We start from the raw sequence: 13217 nt of genomic DNA on the forward strand, positions 1-13217 counted from the left end.
TAACGTGTATAGATTCCGCTGCTTATCGATACCCGTTGCAGTGGGTCGCGGTCTTAAAACGGCCTCCTGAGCCTCTCCGCCAGCAGCGTCGCATTCCTCGCCGCCAGCGCGTAAATCGACAGCTGCGGATTGGCGCCGATACTCGTCGGGAACACCGAGCCGTCGATGATCGACAGGTTCTCTATCAGGTGATGGCTGCCGTCGCTGCGCACGACCGCGTGGCGCGCATCCTCGCCCATCGCGCAGCCGCCCATGACGTGCGCGGAACCGAGCGCGAGCTTGAAGGCGCGCATCGACAAAGCATCGATCTGCTCACGCGCGGCAACCCAGCTCGTCGCCCATTCGGCGTCGAGATGGCCGGCGTAGACGCGTTCGGCTCCGCCGGCGAATTGCGCCTCGGCCATGCGCAGCAAGGCGTTGCGGAAGCCGCGAAACAGGTAATCGGTCAGCGGATAGTCGAGCACCGGCGCGCCTTGCTCGTCGATGCGCACGCGTCCGCCCTGGCTCTGCTCGTGAAAGCCGTCGCGCGTCAGCGCGAGCATGGCGCTGAAGTTCGGCATGTCGGCGATTCCGGCCGCGAGCGGCTCGCCGGCGCGGCCGAACAGCGAGGCGACGAGCGCCGGATAGATCGGCGGCACTTCCATCTTGAAGCCCGGCGCGGTGTCGAAATCACCCTGCCATTGGAACTGATCGCTCGCGATCGACTGCGGAGCGCCGTACCAGCCATCGACGCGCTCGCGCATCTTGGCCATGGTGAACACCACCGGATGCAAAAACGTGCGCTTGCCGATGCGCTGATGCGGATCGGCCGTGCCCGAGCGCAGCAGCAGCGCCGGGTTGTTGATCGCGCCGCCGGCGAGCACCACGTGCCTGGCCTCGATGTTCACGCGCACGCCGCTCGGTGCGATGCCGTCGGCCTGCAAGGCTTCGCATTCCAGCCCCGAGACGCGATCGCCCCAGAACTTGAGCTTGCGTACGCTTAAGTGATGCACGAGCGTCGCGCCGTGCTGCAAGGCCCCCGGCACTGTGCTGACGAGCATCGATTGCTTGGCGTTGACCGGGCAGCCGTAGCCGCAATAGCCCGAGTTCCAGCAGCCGCGCACGTTGCGCGGAATCACATGCCATTCCCAGCCGAGCTTTTCGCAGCCGGCCTTGAGCACCGCGTTGTTCGCGTTCGGCGGCATCGCCCACGGCGCGATGCCGAGGCGCTCGCTGCGATCGTCGAACCAGGGCTTTGATTCTTCGACGCTCCAGTCTTTCACCGCGTGCTCGCGGGCCCAGTGGCGCAGCGTCTCTTCGGGCGTGCGGAAGCTCGAGGTCCAGTTCACCGTCGTCGTACCGCCGACGCTGCGCCCTTGCAGGATGGTGATGCTGCCGTCGGCCGAGCTGCGCCCGCTCGCTTCCTGATACAGGTCGGCGTAGGCGCGGGCTTCGCCCATGTCGCGGAAATCGGCCGAGGTCTTCAGCGGCCCTTCCTCGATCATGAGCACCTTGAATCCGGCCTTGGCGAGAATCTCGGCCGTGGTGCCGCCGCCCGCGCCGGTGCCGACGATGACGACGTCGGCCGCCAGCGTCAGCGGTTTGGTGAACGTGGAAGCGTCGCGAACGTCCCAACCCGCCGCGATGCCGTCGCCGTAGAGGTCGTTGATCGCCATTAGCCCGCGTTTCTCACAGGGCGATCGAGTGATGGCCGTTGGCGAGGACCGAGCGGGTGCCGGGCCGGAGCGAGCCCCATGGTCGCTTCATGGGATGAGTGAAGCCCAAGCCCGATCGGCCACGGGCAGGCCAGCACCGATTGAGCCGGAGAATCTTCCGACAGTCTGTTGATAGGGTCCATTTTCAAATCCTTTAGCGAACTCGCCAGTTGCAGCCGAGATTCTCCGGCGACCTGTGAGAAACGCGGGCTAAGCGTTCACGGCCGCGAACATCGGCGCCCACGGCCCCGGATACCCGCAGGCGCGCTGGCCGCCTTCGGTCTGCATCCACGAGGCAGTGACGAGCTTGGCGAGCACGCGATAGCCCGAGTTGAACAGGCCGACGCTCGAGCTTCTCCAGCGCTCGATGAAGCGCTGCACCTGCGCAGACTCGGCCTGCGCCCACGGAGCCGACACGCCGGTCGTGAGCCGGCGCGTAAGCCCGGCGTCGAGCAGATCGAACAGCTGGCGCAGTTGCGTGTGCGCGGGCGATTGCAGGTGCGAGCAGGTGCCGTCGAGGCGTTGCAGCAGGGCTTGCAGATGCGCCGCGCGGCCGTTCTGCGGCAGGGCACCGCCGAGGATGGCCGGAGCGATGGCCGCGAACAGCGCGGCGTCGCCGCTGCGCAGGAAACGATAGCCCGCAGCCGGCTCGATCGCCCGACTACAGCCGGAGAGACCGGCGGTAAGGGCACCCCCGGCCAGCAGGGCGCTGCCGGTGAAGCCGAGCTTGAGAAAATCGCGTCGCCCGCGATCGGCGGTCGGCGCTGACGAAAGGCGCATCGGGTCTCCCCTGGTTCTGGTGTGAGCGCGTCGGCGATCCGGTACCGGACGGCAGTGTCACGCGGCTTCGCCACGGAACACGAGCTAACCACTCGTTTAATAGCGGAGAGCATACCCCAGCGTATCGGCAGTTCGAATGACACCACATACAAGCGGCGCTGGCCCCGCTGCAAGCCGACCTTCGTCTCCCCCGATTTCGGGAGTTTTTCCCGTTCAGCCGGCGTCGGCGGCGCGTCAGAGTTCCACCGTCGGCACTCGTGCCGATCACAATCAACAGGGAGAGTCCGCCGATGAGCGGAAATACGAAACGACCCAGCCCCCGATTCAGAGCCGACGCGTTCAGGCGCGCCTGCCGCATCTCGGCGCTCTCGGCCCCGGCCTTCGCGCTGATCGGCTCGCTGCCCGCTCAGGCGGCCGACGCCGATGCGCTTACCGAACTTCCCGAAGTCATCGTCGTCGGCCAGACGCCGTTGCCGGCCGCGTCGATCGATCTGCGCGACTATCCGGGCAACCTGCAGACCGCCAACGCCAAGGCGATCGAAGACAGCCAGGCGATCAGCCTCGCGGACTTCCTGGCCCGCAGCATGGACGGCGTGCATATCAGCGACGCCGCCAACAATCCCTACCAGCCCGACCTGTTCTATCGCGGCTACAGCGTCTCGCCGCTGCTCGGCCTGCCGCAGGGCCTGGCGGTCTATCAGGACGGCGTGCGCGTCAACGAAGCCTTCGGCGACACCGTGAACTGGGACCTGATTCCCGAACAGGCGATTTCGAGCATCGAGCTGGTGCCGGACTCGAACCCGCTGTTCGGCCAGAACGCCATCGGCGGCTCGCTGGTCGCGCGTACCAAGAACGGCTTCGACTACGACGGCGGCGAGCTCGAGGTCTACGGCGGCTCGAACAACCGCATTTCGACGACGGCCGACTACGGCGTCGCCGGTGAAAAGACCGCGCTCTACGTCGCCGCCGAACGCTTCAGCGAAGACGGCTGGCGCGATCATTCCAGGTCCGAAGTGCAGCAGCTGTTCGCACGCGGCAGCTGGCGCCCGGACGACAAGGGCCAGCTCGACCTGACGGTCACGCACGCCGACAACCGCCTGCGCGGCAACGGCGCGGTGCCGATCGAGCTGATGGAAGAAGAGGGCCGCGACGCGGTCTTCACGTATCCGGACGAGACCAAGCCGAACCTGCTGTTCGTCAATTTGTTTGGCCAGCGCAAGCTGTCCGACGTGCTCGACATCGGCGGCAACCTCTACGTACGCCGCAACAACGTGCGCGCCTTCAACGGCGACGGCACCGAGTTCGAAGCCTGCATCGATCCCGCCAACGTCGATGGAACCGGCGCCCCGTATCTCTGCGAAAGCGAGGACGACGGCGAGGAAGTGGTCGAAGATACCAACGACAATCCAGTGGTGGCCGGCGACGACAACGACAGCGCGACGCAGAACCGCAGCCACACCAAGCAGCGCAGCATCGGCGGCGGCTTGCAGGCTTCGTGGCGCATCAGCGACACCAACAAGCTCACCTTCGGCGGCACCGTCGATTTCGGCCGCGCCAACTTCAGCTCCAGCACCGAGCTCGCTGCGCTGACCGATGAGCGCGGCACCGTCGGCAGCGGCATCTACGTCGAAGAGTCGCTCGTGCACGTGAAGACGCGCAACGACAACTACGCGGTCTATGCGCTCGACACCTGGCAGGCCACCGACGCGCTGATGCTGAGCATCGGCGGCCGCTACAACCACACCGACATCCAGCTGCGCGACCAAGACCCGGACGGCAGCCTCAGCGGCGATCACAAGTTCAACCACTTCAACCCGATGCTCGGCGCGACGCTGCGCATCAACCCGCAGCTCACCGCGTTCGCGAGCGCCTCGCAGGCCACGCGCGCACCGACGCCGGTGGAGCTCACGTGCGCGAACCCGGACGACCCCTGCAAGCTGCCGAACGGCTTCGTCGATGATCCGCCGCTCGACCAGGTGGTCACGCGCACGTTCTCGCTGGGCCTTCGCCAGCAAACGCAGACGATGCGCTCGTCGGTGTCGCTGTTCCATGCGCTGAGCCACGACGACATTTTGTTCATCACCGACGGCAACCTGACCAACGAAGGCTATTTCGACAACGTCGGCAAAACCCTGCGCCAGGGCGTCGAGTTCGCGTTCCACTGGAAGCCGCTGCAGAACTGGTCGCTCGATGCGAACTACACCTATCTCACCGCCGAATTCCGCGAAGACTTCCTCGTCAACACGCCGAACCATCCGCTGCGCGACGAGGACGACGAAGACGAGGTGGACGAATCCGCGCGCGAAGTTTCCAAGGGCGATCGCATTCCGCTGATTCCGAAGCATCTGTTCAACGCGACGCTCGGTTGGGAACGCGACATCGGCGCGCTGCGCCTGCAGGCGGTCGGTCGCAGCAAGAGCCGTTATCGCGGTGACGAAGCCAATGTCGACAGCGAGCAGCTCGACGGCTTCGTACTGCTGAACCTGCTCGGCGAAGTGCGGCCGCTGCCGCGCCTGACTTTATTCGCCCGCGTCGAAAATCTGCTCGACAAGGACTACGAAACCTTCGGTGTCTACGGTGAAGGCGACGAGGTGCTCGGCGACGAGTTCGAAGACGCGCGCCGCTTCGTCGGTCCGGGCGCTCCGCGCCGGTTCTTCGCGGGCATACGCCTGAACTTCGGCAAGACCAACTCGCTCTGAGCACGCGTGTGCTGAACGGGTATCGCGAGTTCTCCCGCTCGCGATACCCGTTCAGCTTTTTTGATTTATAGAATTCAAGAATTTCGCGATGTAGTGCAGCAACAGAGCTGGCACCGTCCTTGCTCACTGCGCGCGGCCATAAAGACGGAGAACATTCATGTTGATGCGCCACCTTCTCGCCACCACGCTTGCCGTTGGCACCCTGACGAGCGCTCCGGTCTACGCGGCCGATCACTCGCCTGAGCTGGCTTACGTTCCGAACGAAGGCTCCGCCAACATCAGCGTCATCGACCTCGCCACCCACAAGGTCGTGAAGACGCTGCCAGCCGAAGGCAGCCTCGGCCAGAAAATCCAGGGCATCGCACTCGACAAGGACGGCAAGCGCCTGTTCGTCGTCGATGCCGAAGGCAACACCATCAGCGCGATCGATCTCGCCACCGGCAAGCTCAGCACGCAAGCTGCGGGCAAAGGCCCCGAAGGCATCGAACGTTCGCCGGACGGCAGGTGGATCGCGGTCTGCGCCGAATCCAGCAACGAGGCCCTGCTGTTCGATGCCGCGAGCTTCAAGCTCGGCAAACGCATTCCGATGCAGGGCGAGAACCCCGAGCACTGCGTGTTCAGCCCCAACGGTCAATGGCTCGTCGCCGGCAACGAGGACACGCACGACATCGACGTGATCGATCTGAGCAAGGGCAAGTCGGTCAAGCTCATCAAGGTCGACGGCGCCGCGCGCGGCATGGGCTTCACGCCCGACGGATCGAGGCTCTACGTCGCCAACGAAGGCAAGGGCGTGGTCGAGATCGTCGACACCGCCAAGTGGGAAATCGTCGGCAGCATCACGAGCGCGCTGCGCACTGCGGGCATCATCGTCGCGGCCGACGGCAAGCGCGTCTACGCGGCCAACGGCGGGGCGGGCACGATCTCGGTCATCGACACAGCGAGCAACACCATTGTCGGTACCGTGGCGGTCGGCCAGCGCCCCTGGAACATGGCCTTCGCCGACGGCGGCAACAAGCTGCTCGTCGCCAACGGCCGCTCCGATTCGATCTCGGTCATCGACACGCGCAAGCTCGAAGTGATCGACACGATCGCGGTCGGCAAAAAGCCCTGGGGCGTGCTGACGAAGTGAGTCGATACCCCTCTCCAGCCTGCGAGAGGCAACCTGCCGGGAACGCGGGAGCACTCAATCGCAGCTGATCCAGCCGCGAGTCTTGAGCGCTCCGATGAACTCCTCGAGGTCCTGAGTACTGCCGCCGAACTGCCCGCGAACCCGGCTCTCGATGCCCTGCGCGTCGAGCGTTCCATTGCAGAGGTTCAGAATCGCCAGACCGAGTTCATTCACGGGGATCATGCCGCCAGGTCCGCTCAACGAACGCTTGGCCGCAATCACCTTGTAACCCTGGGCGAGACGCAGAAGCCCACGAGCTGCGCCAGGTTCGAAATCCTGCATGGGCGGAACGATGGACGGGGCTTTCGGATAAGGCGGGGCTTGCATGGCGAGCCGCCCAAAGCAGGTTTCATTCCAGGGTTTCGCGCCGCGTTCATCTGCGCTTCGGCCCCAAAAAAAACGCTTCAGGAATCAATCCTGAAGCGTTCGATGCGACGTTCGCGACCGCGGTGGATCAGATCTGGTCGCGGCGCGCGGGGCCCACTGCGATGCGATGCCGCTTGAGCTTGCGGTACAAAGTGTTGCGGCTCATGCCGAGCTGTTGCGCCGTCAGGCTCATGTTCCAGCGGTTCGCATCGATTGCGGAGAGCAGCGCCTCCTTCTCGGCGGCTTCGAGCGGGTTGCTGCTGGCCGCTTCTGCCACTGCCGCAGTGGTTGCAGACGCACCGGGCACAGCGAGCACCGGCGCGGCTTCCGCTTCGGCGGCGGCCTCGCGCAATTCGCGCGGCAGATCCAACCGGGTGATCACGCCCCCTTCGCAGATTGCGAGCGCGGTGCGGATCACGTTGCGCAGCTCGCGCACGTTGCCGGGCCAGTTGTAGTCCATCAGGCACTGGAAGGCTTCGGCCTCCATCGCCGCCGGACGTCCGCCCGCGGTCTCGATCGAGAACACCTCGCGGATCAGGCGATCTCGGTCCGAGCGCTGGGCGAGCGACGGCAGCTCGAGCGTGATGCCGTTGAGGCGGTAGTAGAGGTCTTCGCGGAACTGGCCCTTGGCGATCATCTCGCGCAGGTTGCGATGGCTCGCGCAGATCACGCGAATGTCGACCTTGATCGGCGTTTCGCTGCCCAGCGGAACCACTTCGTGCTCTTCCAGAACCCGCAGCAGGCGCGTCTGCAGCAGCAGCGGCATGTCGCCGATTTCGTCGAGGAACAAGGTGCCGCCGGACGCCTGCAATACCTTGCCGCGCATGCCGTCCTTGCGCGCGCCGGTGAACGCGCCGGCCTTGTAGCCGAACAGTTCGCTCTCGATCAGCGTTTCGGGAATCGCGGCGCAGTTCACCGCGACGAAGTTCTGCGGCGCGCGCGAGCTCGCCAGATGCAGGGCCCGCGCGAACACTTCCTTGCCCGAGCCGGTCGGTCCCTGGATCAGCACCGAGACCATCGAATCGGCGATGCGCCGCGCACTGCGCACATTGCGCAGCATCTGCGGATCTTCTCCGGCCAGATCGTCGAGCGTCAGCGCGTTCTTCGGCGGCTGAGCCACCGACTGCAGCATCGGCCTGACGAGGTTGCTTTCACTCGCAGCCTGGCGCTGTGGCTCACGCAAGTGCTCGAAGCTGCGATCGAACGATTCGCTCGCATCGAGAAAGCGACCGCGCTGCGGCTCGTGCAGGCTCACGAAATAGCGACGACCGCGACGCAGATCGCGTACCGGCCAGATCGCCTGATGCGTGCGCGAGCCGGCCATCAGGTCTTCGGCCCGCACGTCGAAGATTTCGGACAGCGGGCGGCCGACCAGATCGAGGCGATTGCTCGCTCCGAGCAGGCGAACCGCGGTGTCGTCGGCCGCGATCACGGTGCCGTCGCCGGACAGCGTGAGCGCACCGTCGTGCAGCAGATTCACGAGTTCCGGACGGCTATGAAAGCGCAGGATCGTGTGATTCTGCTGGCGTCGCAGGAACAGGCATTTTTCGATCAGGTTGGCGGACAGGTTGACGAGCGCCATCGTGTGCATCTGACTCGCGCGCGTGTCATGCGACGACACGCTCGAGGCATCGAGCACGGCGACGAGCGAACCGCCCGGATCGCGAATCGGAGCCCCCGTGCACGAGAGCCCGATGTGACGCGCACGGAAGTGATCGGCGCGATGCACGGTGACCGGGCGATTCTCGGCGATGCAGGTGCCGATGCCGTTGGTGCCTTCGCGGTTCTCGCTCCAATCGGCACCGATCAAAAGGCCGGCGGAGCGGAACATCTTGCGCAGTGTCGGATCGACGCGTTCGCACAGGATCACACCGCTCGCGTCAGTCATCAGCAGTGCGTAACCGGAGCCCGAGATCTGGTCGTACAGCGAATCCATTTCCGCAGCGGCGATCTGCACGAGATCTTCGTGCTGCGTCTGTCTGTCCTTTAGATCGAGGCTGCCGATGACGGTCGGCGCGTAGAGCTTGGAGGGATCGAGACGATGATCGTTGACACATCGTGTCCACGAGTTGGTGATCGGCGCCTCGTGCTGCACTTCGCGCCCGACGCGTGGCAAACCATGGACCGTTCTGAGCACGCCTTCGGCATGCGCTACCGCTGTGGCTTCTGCCATTTGATTCTCTCCTCCTCGGACCATCTTGCAGCTCTTTATATGTGGCTCATTAGAATCGGCCCGCGGCAGTCCTCTGGCGGGACTTCCGGGGGGCGCCGCGCTTTGTAACATCGCTTGCAACAGTTGATGCAGATGTGGCGTGACAGTGTCACTTTAGGCGAACACCCGGCGGCGTCAACCCGCCGAAAGTCGAAGACCCACCGGGGGCTCAATTTGTGTCAGGTATGACACATAACACCCCGAATCTCGTCGCGGAGCCCTGGTCCGAGTTCCATTCAGGGCGACGACGAACGCGACGAAACGTGCAGATCCCCTCATTTCCGGCCTGTTTCGGCGTTTGCGCAGCAGCTGGCCCGCTTGTTGCTCTCAGGGGTTCATGACGGCGGAGGGCCGTCACCAGTCTCCTCCTCGGGCACCTTGCCTGAGTATTTGAGGCGGGATGCGTCCATCCACATCCCGCCTCCTTCCTTTTCTTACTAGAACAAAGAGGAAGAAGCCGATGACACGCATTCTTCTGGTCGACGATCACGCCGTCGTGCGAACGGGGTATCGGCGCTTGATCGAATCGAGGCCGCATCTTCAGGTGGTGGCCGAAGCCGATCGCGGAGCGACCGCCTACCGGCGCATTCTCCAGGGCGGTATCGATGTCGTCGTGCTCGACCTGTCGCTGCCCGGCGTCGGCGGCCTCGAAGTCGCCCGCCGCATTCGCATGCGGGCTCCGGACGTGCGCATTCTGGTTTTCAGCATGCATGAGGAGCCGGTGTTCATCCAGCGCGCTTTCGCGGCCGGGGCGCTCGGCTACCTGTCGAAATGCTGTTCCGCCGATCGCCTGCTGGTCGCCATCGACCATGTCGCAGCCGGCCGACGCTATCTGCCGCCCGAACTCACGCTGACGCAGCAGACCACCGAAGCCGTCGGGCTCGAACAGCTCTCCCGCCGTGAGTTCGAAGTGTTCCGCCAGATCGCCGAAGGTCATTCGGTGCGAGACATCGCCGGTAATCTGCAGCTCTCCGGCAAGACCATCGCCAATTACTACACGCAGGTGCGCATCAAGCTCGGCGCCGGCAGCGCGGCCGATCTGGCCCGCATGGCCGTACGCGCGGGCGTCGTCCATGCCTGAACTCAGCTCCGAATCGGTCGGCCGGCCCGACCACGCCCAGACGGGCTTTCGCCGCATGGATCTGGCGACCCGCCTCTCGTTCACGATCGCCGCGATCCTGATCCTCGGCCTGTTGATGTCGGTGGCGCTGGTGATCCAGCAGTCGCGGCGATCGGTGGAGCGCGAGGTTGGCAGCGAACTCGATTTCGCGGTCAGCGCGATCGAGGGCGCGCTGGCCGACGGCGCCGACGATCGCATGCTGCGCGATCTCGCGCGCCACCTCGATACCGCGCGCCATCTGTGCGTGAGCACCGGCGACGAGCCGATCGAGCTCGCATGCCCAGACAACCGCGCGCTCGATGTTCCAGACTGGTTCCAGCGTTGGGTCGCACCTGCGCGCCCGCAGCAGACGCGGACTTTCGGTAGCGGCGCGCAAGCCTGGACGCTCACACTGGTGGCCGATCCGGCCGACGAAATGGCCGAAGCCTGGAGCGACGCGCGCGGCCTGCTGCTGATGCTCGTCGGCACCACGATCGCGATCCAGATCCTCGGCTTCGCACTGGTCTCACGCGGCTTGAAGCCGGTGTCCGCGATCGTCGAGGCACTCGCTCGCCTGCGCGACGGCGATCTATCGGAACCCGCACGCAAGCTCACCGAAAAAGCCGGCGCACGCGATCTGCTGAGCATCGCCGAAGGCGTCGATGCGCTGCGCGCACGCCTGGCCACCACTTGCGCGGACAACCACAGGCTGCTGCAACGCTGCCTCGAGACACAGGAAGAGGAGCGCGTGCATCTGGCTCGCGAGCTTCACGACGACATGGGTCAAAGCCTCACCGCGGTCGAGGTCGAAATCATGGTCGCGCGTTCGGTGATGCAAAGCGGAGGCGGCGATGCCGATGCATCCCTGGACGCGGCCGCGGTGAATGCGCGCTCCGCGCTCGTGAGCCTGCGCCGCGTTCTGCACGAGCTGCGTCCAGGCGGCCTTGATCACGTCGGACTGTCGCTCGCACTGCGACAGCTCGTCGACGACTGGCAACGCCGGTTACCTGACGTATGTTTCGTCTGCGACGTCGATGACAGTGTCTGCGTCGACGATGCGACGACCGCACTGCATCTATACCGCGTTGCGCAGGAGGCGATGACCAACGTCGCTCGCCATGCCGATGCGAGCGAAGTCCTGTTGCGCCTGCATCGGGGCGACGACGGCCTGCAGCTCACGGTCGCCGATAATGGACGTGGTTTGCCGTCCACTTCCCAGCGCCGCGGGCTGGGGCTCGTCGGCATGCGCGAACGTGCCGAAGCCATGCGCGCCTCCCTGCGCATCGATAGCCGCCCCAAGCGCGGCTGCCGCATCGACATCTGCATCGCCAAGGCGTAAGCAGGCAGACTCGCGAGCCGGCTATTCGGGAACAGAATCGATTTCATCGGGCGCTTGCTCCGCGTACCCGAACCCGCCTCGCCGCTAGCCGGCGAGGCGGGTTTTCTTTTTTTGCGCTCACGACATCGAGACAGCGTCACGGGCCGCCGCAACAACAGTGGCGCATTCTCGACACACTCGTTCGGTAGCGGAAAACCCCAATTGGCAACGGGGAAAACCGACTATGGGAGTAATCGCTGTTCTTCCATTTCAAAGCGTAACGACAGCGTGACAGCCGCGGTACAGAAGCGCTTCAGCAACGGTACAAACACGTGGGCCCGCGCACGTCAACCGGTATTTTTCCCAGGCGATATCGCGATTGTCGCGAGTGGCATGAGCGTTGCCTCAGCGCGCCCGCCTCGATCGGTGCGACTAGGAGTTCGATCAGGCAGGCGGCGTCGCCTGACGCGATGCCATAACGATACATACGGGAGATTCACAATGATGAAAGAACGCAGCATGGGTGCGTTGTCGGCCGCTGCCGTCGCCACGATCGCAGCACTGTCCGCCAGCCAGACCGCTCATGCGATCGAGATCAAAGCCGGTGACTGGAATTTCACGGTCAACGGCAACGTCAACGTCCATTACATCAACTCGCAGTGCGACAGCAGCCCTGCCGCCATCCTGACCGTCGGCGGCGCCTGCACGGCCGGCGGCGATACCGAAAAGAACAGCTCCTCGGTCAGCAACGGCCTGCTGCCCGCTGCGCTCGTGTTCGGCGCTTCGACCACGCAGAAGGGCTACGACATCACCGCGACGTTCGGTCTCTACCCAGGCATCAGCACCAACGATGGCGGCAGCCCCAACCTGCAGGCCGGCAGTTCCAACACCGCACTCGGCACCACCGGCATGGACGTGCGTCAGGTGTTCATGACCATCGGCAACGCCAACATCGGTACGTTCTCGCTGGGCCGCAACTTCGGTCTGTTCGGCTTCGACGCGATCATCAACGACATGACGCTTCCGGGCGTCGGCGTCGGCGGTGCAGCCTCGGGTGGCGCGCCGGCCAACACCTCGCTCGGTTCGATCGGCTTCGGCTACATCTACACCGACACGCTCGCGCAGATGAACTACACCACGCCGAGCTTCGGCGGCCTGACCGCCACCGTCGGCATCTTCGACCCGGTCGAGCCGCTGTTCCAGGCCGCTGCGACGCCGAAGGCCGCTCCGGGCTTCCACGGCAAGCTCGCGTACAAGGCCGGCGATCTGTATCTGTCCTCGTCGTTCCTCACGCAGAAGCAGGAAGGCGTGACCGACGCAGGCGATTTCAAGAGCCGCGCATTCGACATCGGTGGCAAGTACACCTTCGGCCCGGCTGCGGTGATGGCCTACTGGTACACCGGCAAAGGCGTCGGCACCACCGGCCTGTTCGTGCTGTCCGACGATGGCGCCGGCAACGAGCGTGATTCCGACGGCTTCATCGCGCAGGCCACCTACACGATCGGCGACACCAAGCTCGGCGTGAACTACGGTGAGAGCAATCTCGACAAAGCCACCTCCGCCGATGCGCCGAACCTGCTCAAGAAAAACAGCAAGTACACGCTCGGCGTCTATCACAGCCTGACGCCGAACCTGACCCTTCTGGCCGAGTTCAGCGACGTGAAGACCGAAGCGCACAACAACGCAGAGAACAAGAGCAGCAACTTCAACGTCGGTGCCTACCTCTCGTTCTGATCCTTGAGTTTTCGACTCTCGGCGTAGCTCCCTGTAGGAGCATTAGCCGGGCCCCGGAAAGGGCCCGGCTTTCTTTTTACGCGCGAAGCTGCGTATAGAACCCTCCCACCTGCCCGTACGCGAGATGGAGCCCCGCAAATCGGCGCA

The 13217-nt window shown here is 64.8% G+C and carries 9 protein-coding genes; 5 read left to right on the forward strand and 4 right to left on the reverse strand.

Translation table 11 applies throughout. The features are described from left to right. Nucleotides 1-53 precede the first annotated feature (53 nt). Both WQQ_RS06320 and WQQ_RS06325 read right to left on the reverse strand, forming a co-directional pair. Nucleotides 54-1655 carry a GMC family oxidoreductase gene (locus WQQ_RS06320; RefSeq protein WP_007184266.1) on the reverse strand — a complete coding sequence of 534 codons (1602 nt, stop codon included), beginning with the start codon at nucleotides 1653-1655 and terminating at the stop codon, nucleotides 54-56. A 249-nt stretch (nucleotides 1656-1904) separates the two neighbouring features. Further along, nucleotides 1905-2474 carry a hypothetical protein gene (locus tag WQQ_RS06325; protein WP_007184267.1) on the reverse strand — a complete coding sequence of 190 codons (570 nt, stop codon included), beginning with the start codon at nucleotides 2472-2474 and terminating at the stop codon, nucleotides 1905-1907. 290 nt (nucleotides 2475-2764) lie between these two features. Between WQQ_RS06325 and WQQ_RS06330 the strand changes: the two genes are divergently transcribed. Beyond that, nucleotides 2765-5173 carry a TonB-dependent receptor gene (locus WQQ_RS06330; RefSeq protein ID WP_007184268.1) on the forward strand — a complete coding sequence of 803 codons (2409 nt, stop codon included), beginning with the start codon at nucleotides 2765-2767 and terminating at the stop codon, nucleotides 5171-5173. 157 nt (nucleotides 5174-5330) lie between these two features. Continuing rightward, nucleotides 5331-6302 (forward strand): beta-propeller fold lactonase family protein, encoded by a 972-nt coding sequence (locus WQQ_RS06335; RefSeq protein WP_007184269.1) that lies wholly within the window; start codon nucleotides 5331-5333, stop codon nucleotides 6300-6302. Between the two features lie 54 nt (nucleotides 6303-6356). Here the strand turns inward: WQQ_RS06335 and WQQ_RS24240 are convergent, their stop codons facing one another. Both WQQ_RS24240 and WQQ_RS06345 read right to left on the reverse strand, forming a co-directional pair. Next, a complete protein-coding gene (locus tag WQQ_RS24240) occupies nucleotides 6357-6524 on the reverse strand; it encodes a PqqD family peptide modification chaperone (protein WP_157534524.1) in 168 nt (55 codons plus the stop codon). Nucleotides 6525-6795: 271 nt separating this feature from the next. Beyond that, the gene (locus WQQ_RS06345) at nucleotides 6796-8880 is read right to left on the reverse strand and encodes a sigma-54-dependent Fis family transcriptional regulator (protein WP_007184271.1); all 2085 of its coding nucleotides are present in this window, start codon (nucleotides 8878-8880) and stop codon (nucleotides 6796-6798) included. Nucleotides 8881-9379: 499 nt separating this feature from the next. Between WQQ_RS06345 and WQQ_RS06350 the strand changes: the two genes are divergently transcribed. From WQQ_RS06350 to WQQ_RS06360, 3 genes are all read left to right on the forward strand, one after another. Further along, the gene (locus WQQ_RS06350; RefSeq protein ID WP_007184273.1) at nucleotides 9380-10000 is read left to right on the forward strand and encodes a response regulator; all 621 of its coding nucleotides are present in this window, start codon (nucleotides 9380-9382) and stop codon (nucleotides 9998-10000) included. After that, nucleotides 9993-11357 carry a histidine kinase gene (locus WQQ_RS06355; protein WP_007184274.1) on the forward strand — a complete coding sequence of 455 codons (1365 nt, stop codon included), beginning with the start codon at nucleotides 9993-9995 and terminating at the stop codon, nucleotides 11355-11357. Before WQQ_RS06350 ends, WQQ_RS06355 begins: the two co-directional genes overlap by 8 nt. Before the next feature lie 480 nt (nucleotides 11358-11837). Beyond that, complete coding sequence (locus tag WQQ_RS06360; protein ID WP_007184275.1) at nucleotides 11838-13070, forward strand: porin; 1233 nt, start codon at nucleotides 11838-11840, stop codon at nucleotides 13068-13070. Nucleotides 13071-13217 lie beyond the last annotated feature (147 nt).

Origin of the sequence: Hydrocarboniphaga effusa AP103, from assembly GCF_000271305.1 — a bacterium.
Classification (GTDB): domain Bacteria; phylum Pseudomonadota; class Gammaproteobacteria; order Nevskiales; family Nevskiaceae; genus Hydrocarboniphaga; species Hydrocarboniphaga effusa.

Bases quoted from the DNA above. Each gene is read 5' to 3' on its own strand.
- WQQ_RS24240 (WP_157534524.1), bottom strand. From the start codon at position 6,524: ATGATCCCCGTGAATGAACTCGGTCTGGCGATTCTGAACCTCTGCAAT.
- WQQ_RS06325 (WP_007184267.1), bottom strand. From the start codon at position 2,474: ATGCGCCTTTCGTCAGCGCCGACCGCCGATCGCGGGCGACGCGATTTT.
- WQQ_RS06345 (WP_007184271.1), bottom strand. From the start codon at position 8,880: ATGGCAGAAGCCACAGCGGTAGCGCATGCCGAAGGCGTGCTCAGAACG.
- WQQ_RS06355 (WP_007184274.1), top strand. From the start codon at position 9,993: ATGCCTGAACTCAGCTCCGAATCGGTCGGCCGGCCCGACCACGCCCAG.
- WQQ_RS06360 (WP_007184275.1), top strand. From the start codon at position 11,838: ATGATGAAAGAACGCAGCATGGGTGCGTTGTCGGCCGCTGCCGTCGCC.
- WQQ_RS06350 (WP_007184273.1), top strand. From the start codon at position 9,380: ATGACACGCATTCTTCTGGTCGACGATCACGCCGTCGTGCGAACGGGG.
- WQQ_RS06320 (WP_007184266.1), bottom strand. From the start codon at position 1,655: ATGGCGATCAACGACCTCTACGGCGACGGCATCGCGGCGGGTTGGGAC.
- WQQ_RS06335 (WP_007184269.1), top strand. From the start codon at position 5,331: ATGTTGATGCGCCACCTTCTCGCCACCACGCTTGCCGTTGGCACCCTG.
- WQQ_RS06330 (WP_007184268.1), top strand. From the start codon at position 2,765: ATGAGCGGAAATACGAAACGACCCAGCCCCCGATTCAGAGCCGACGCG.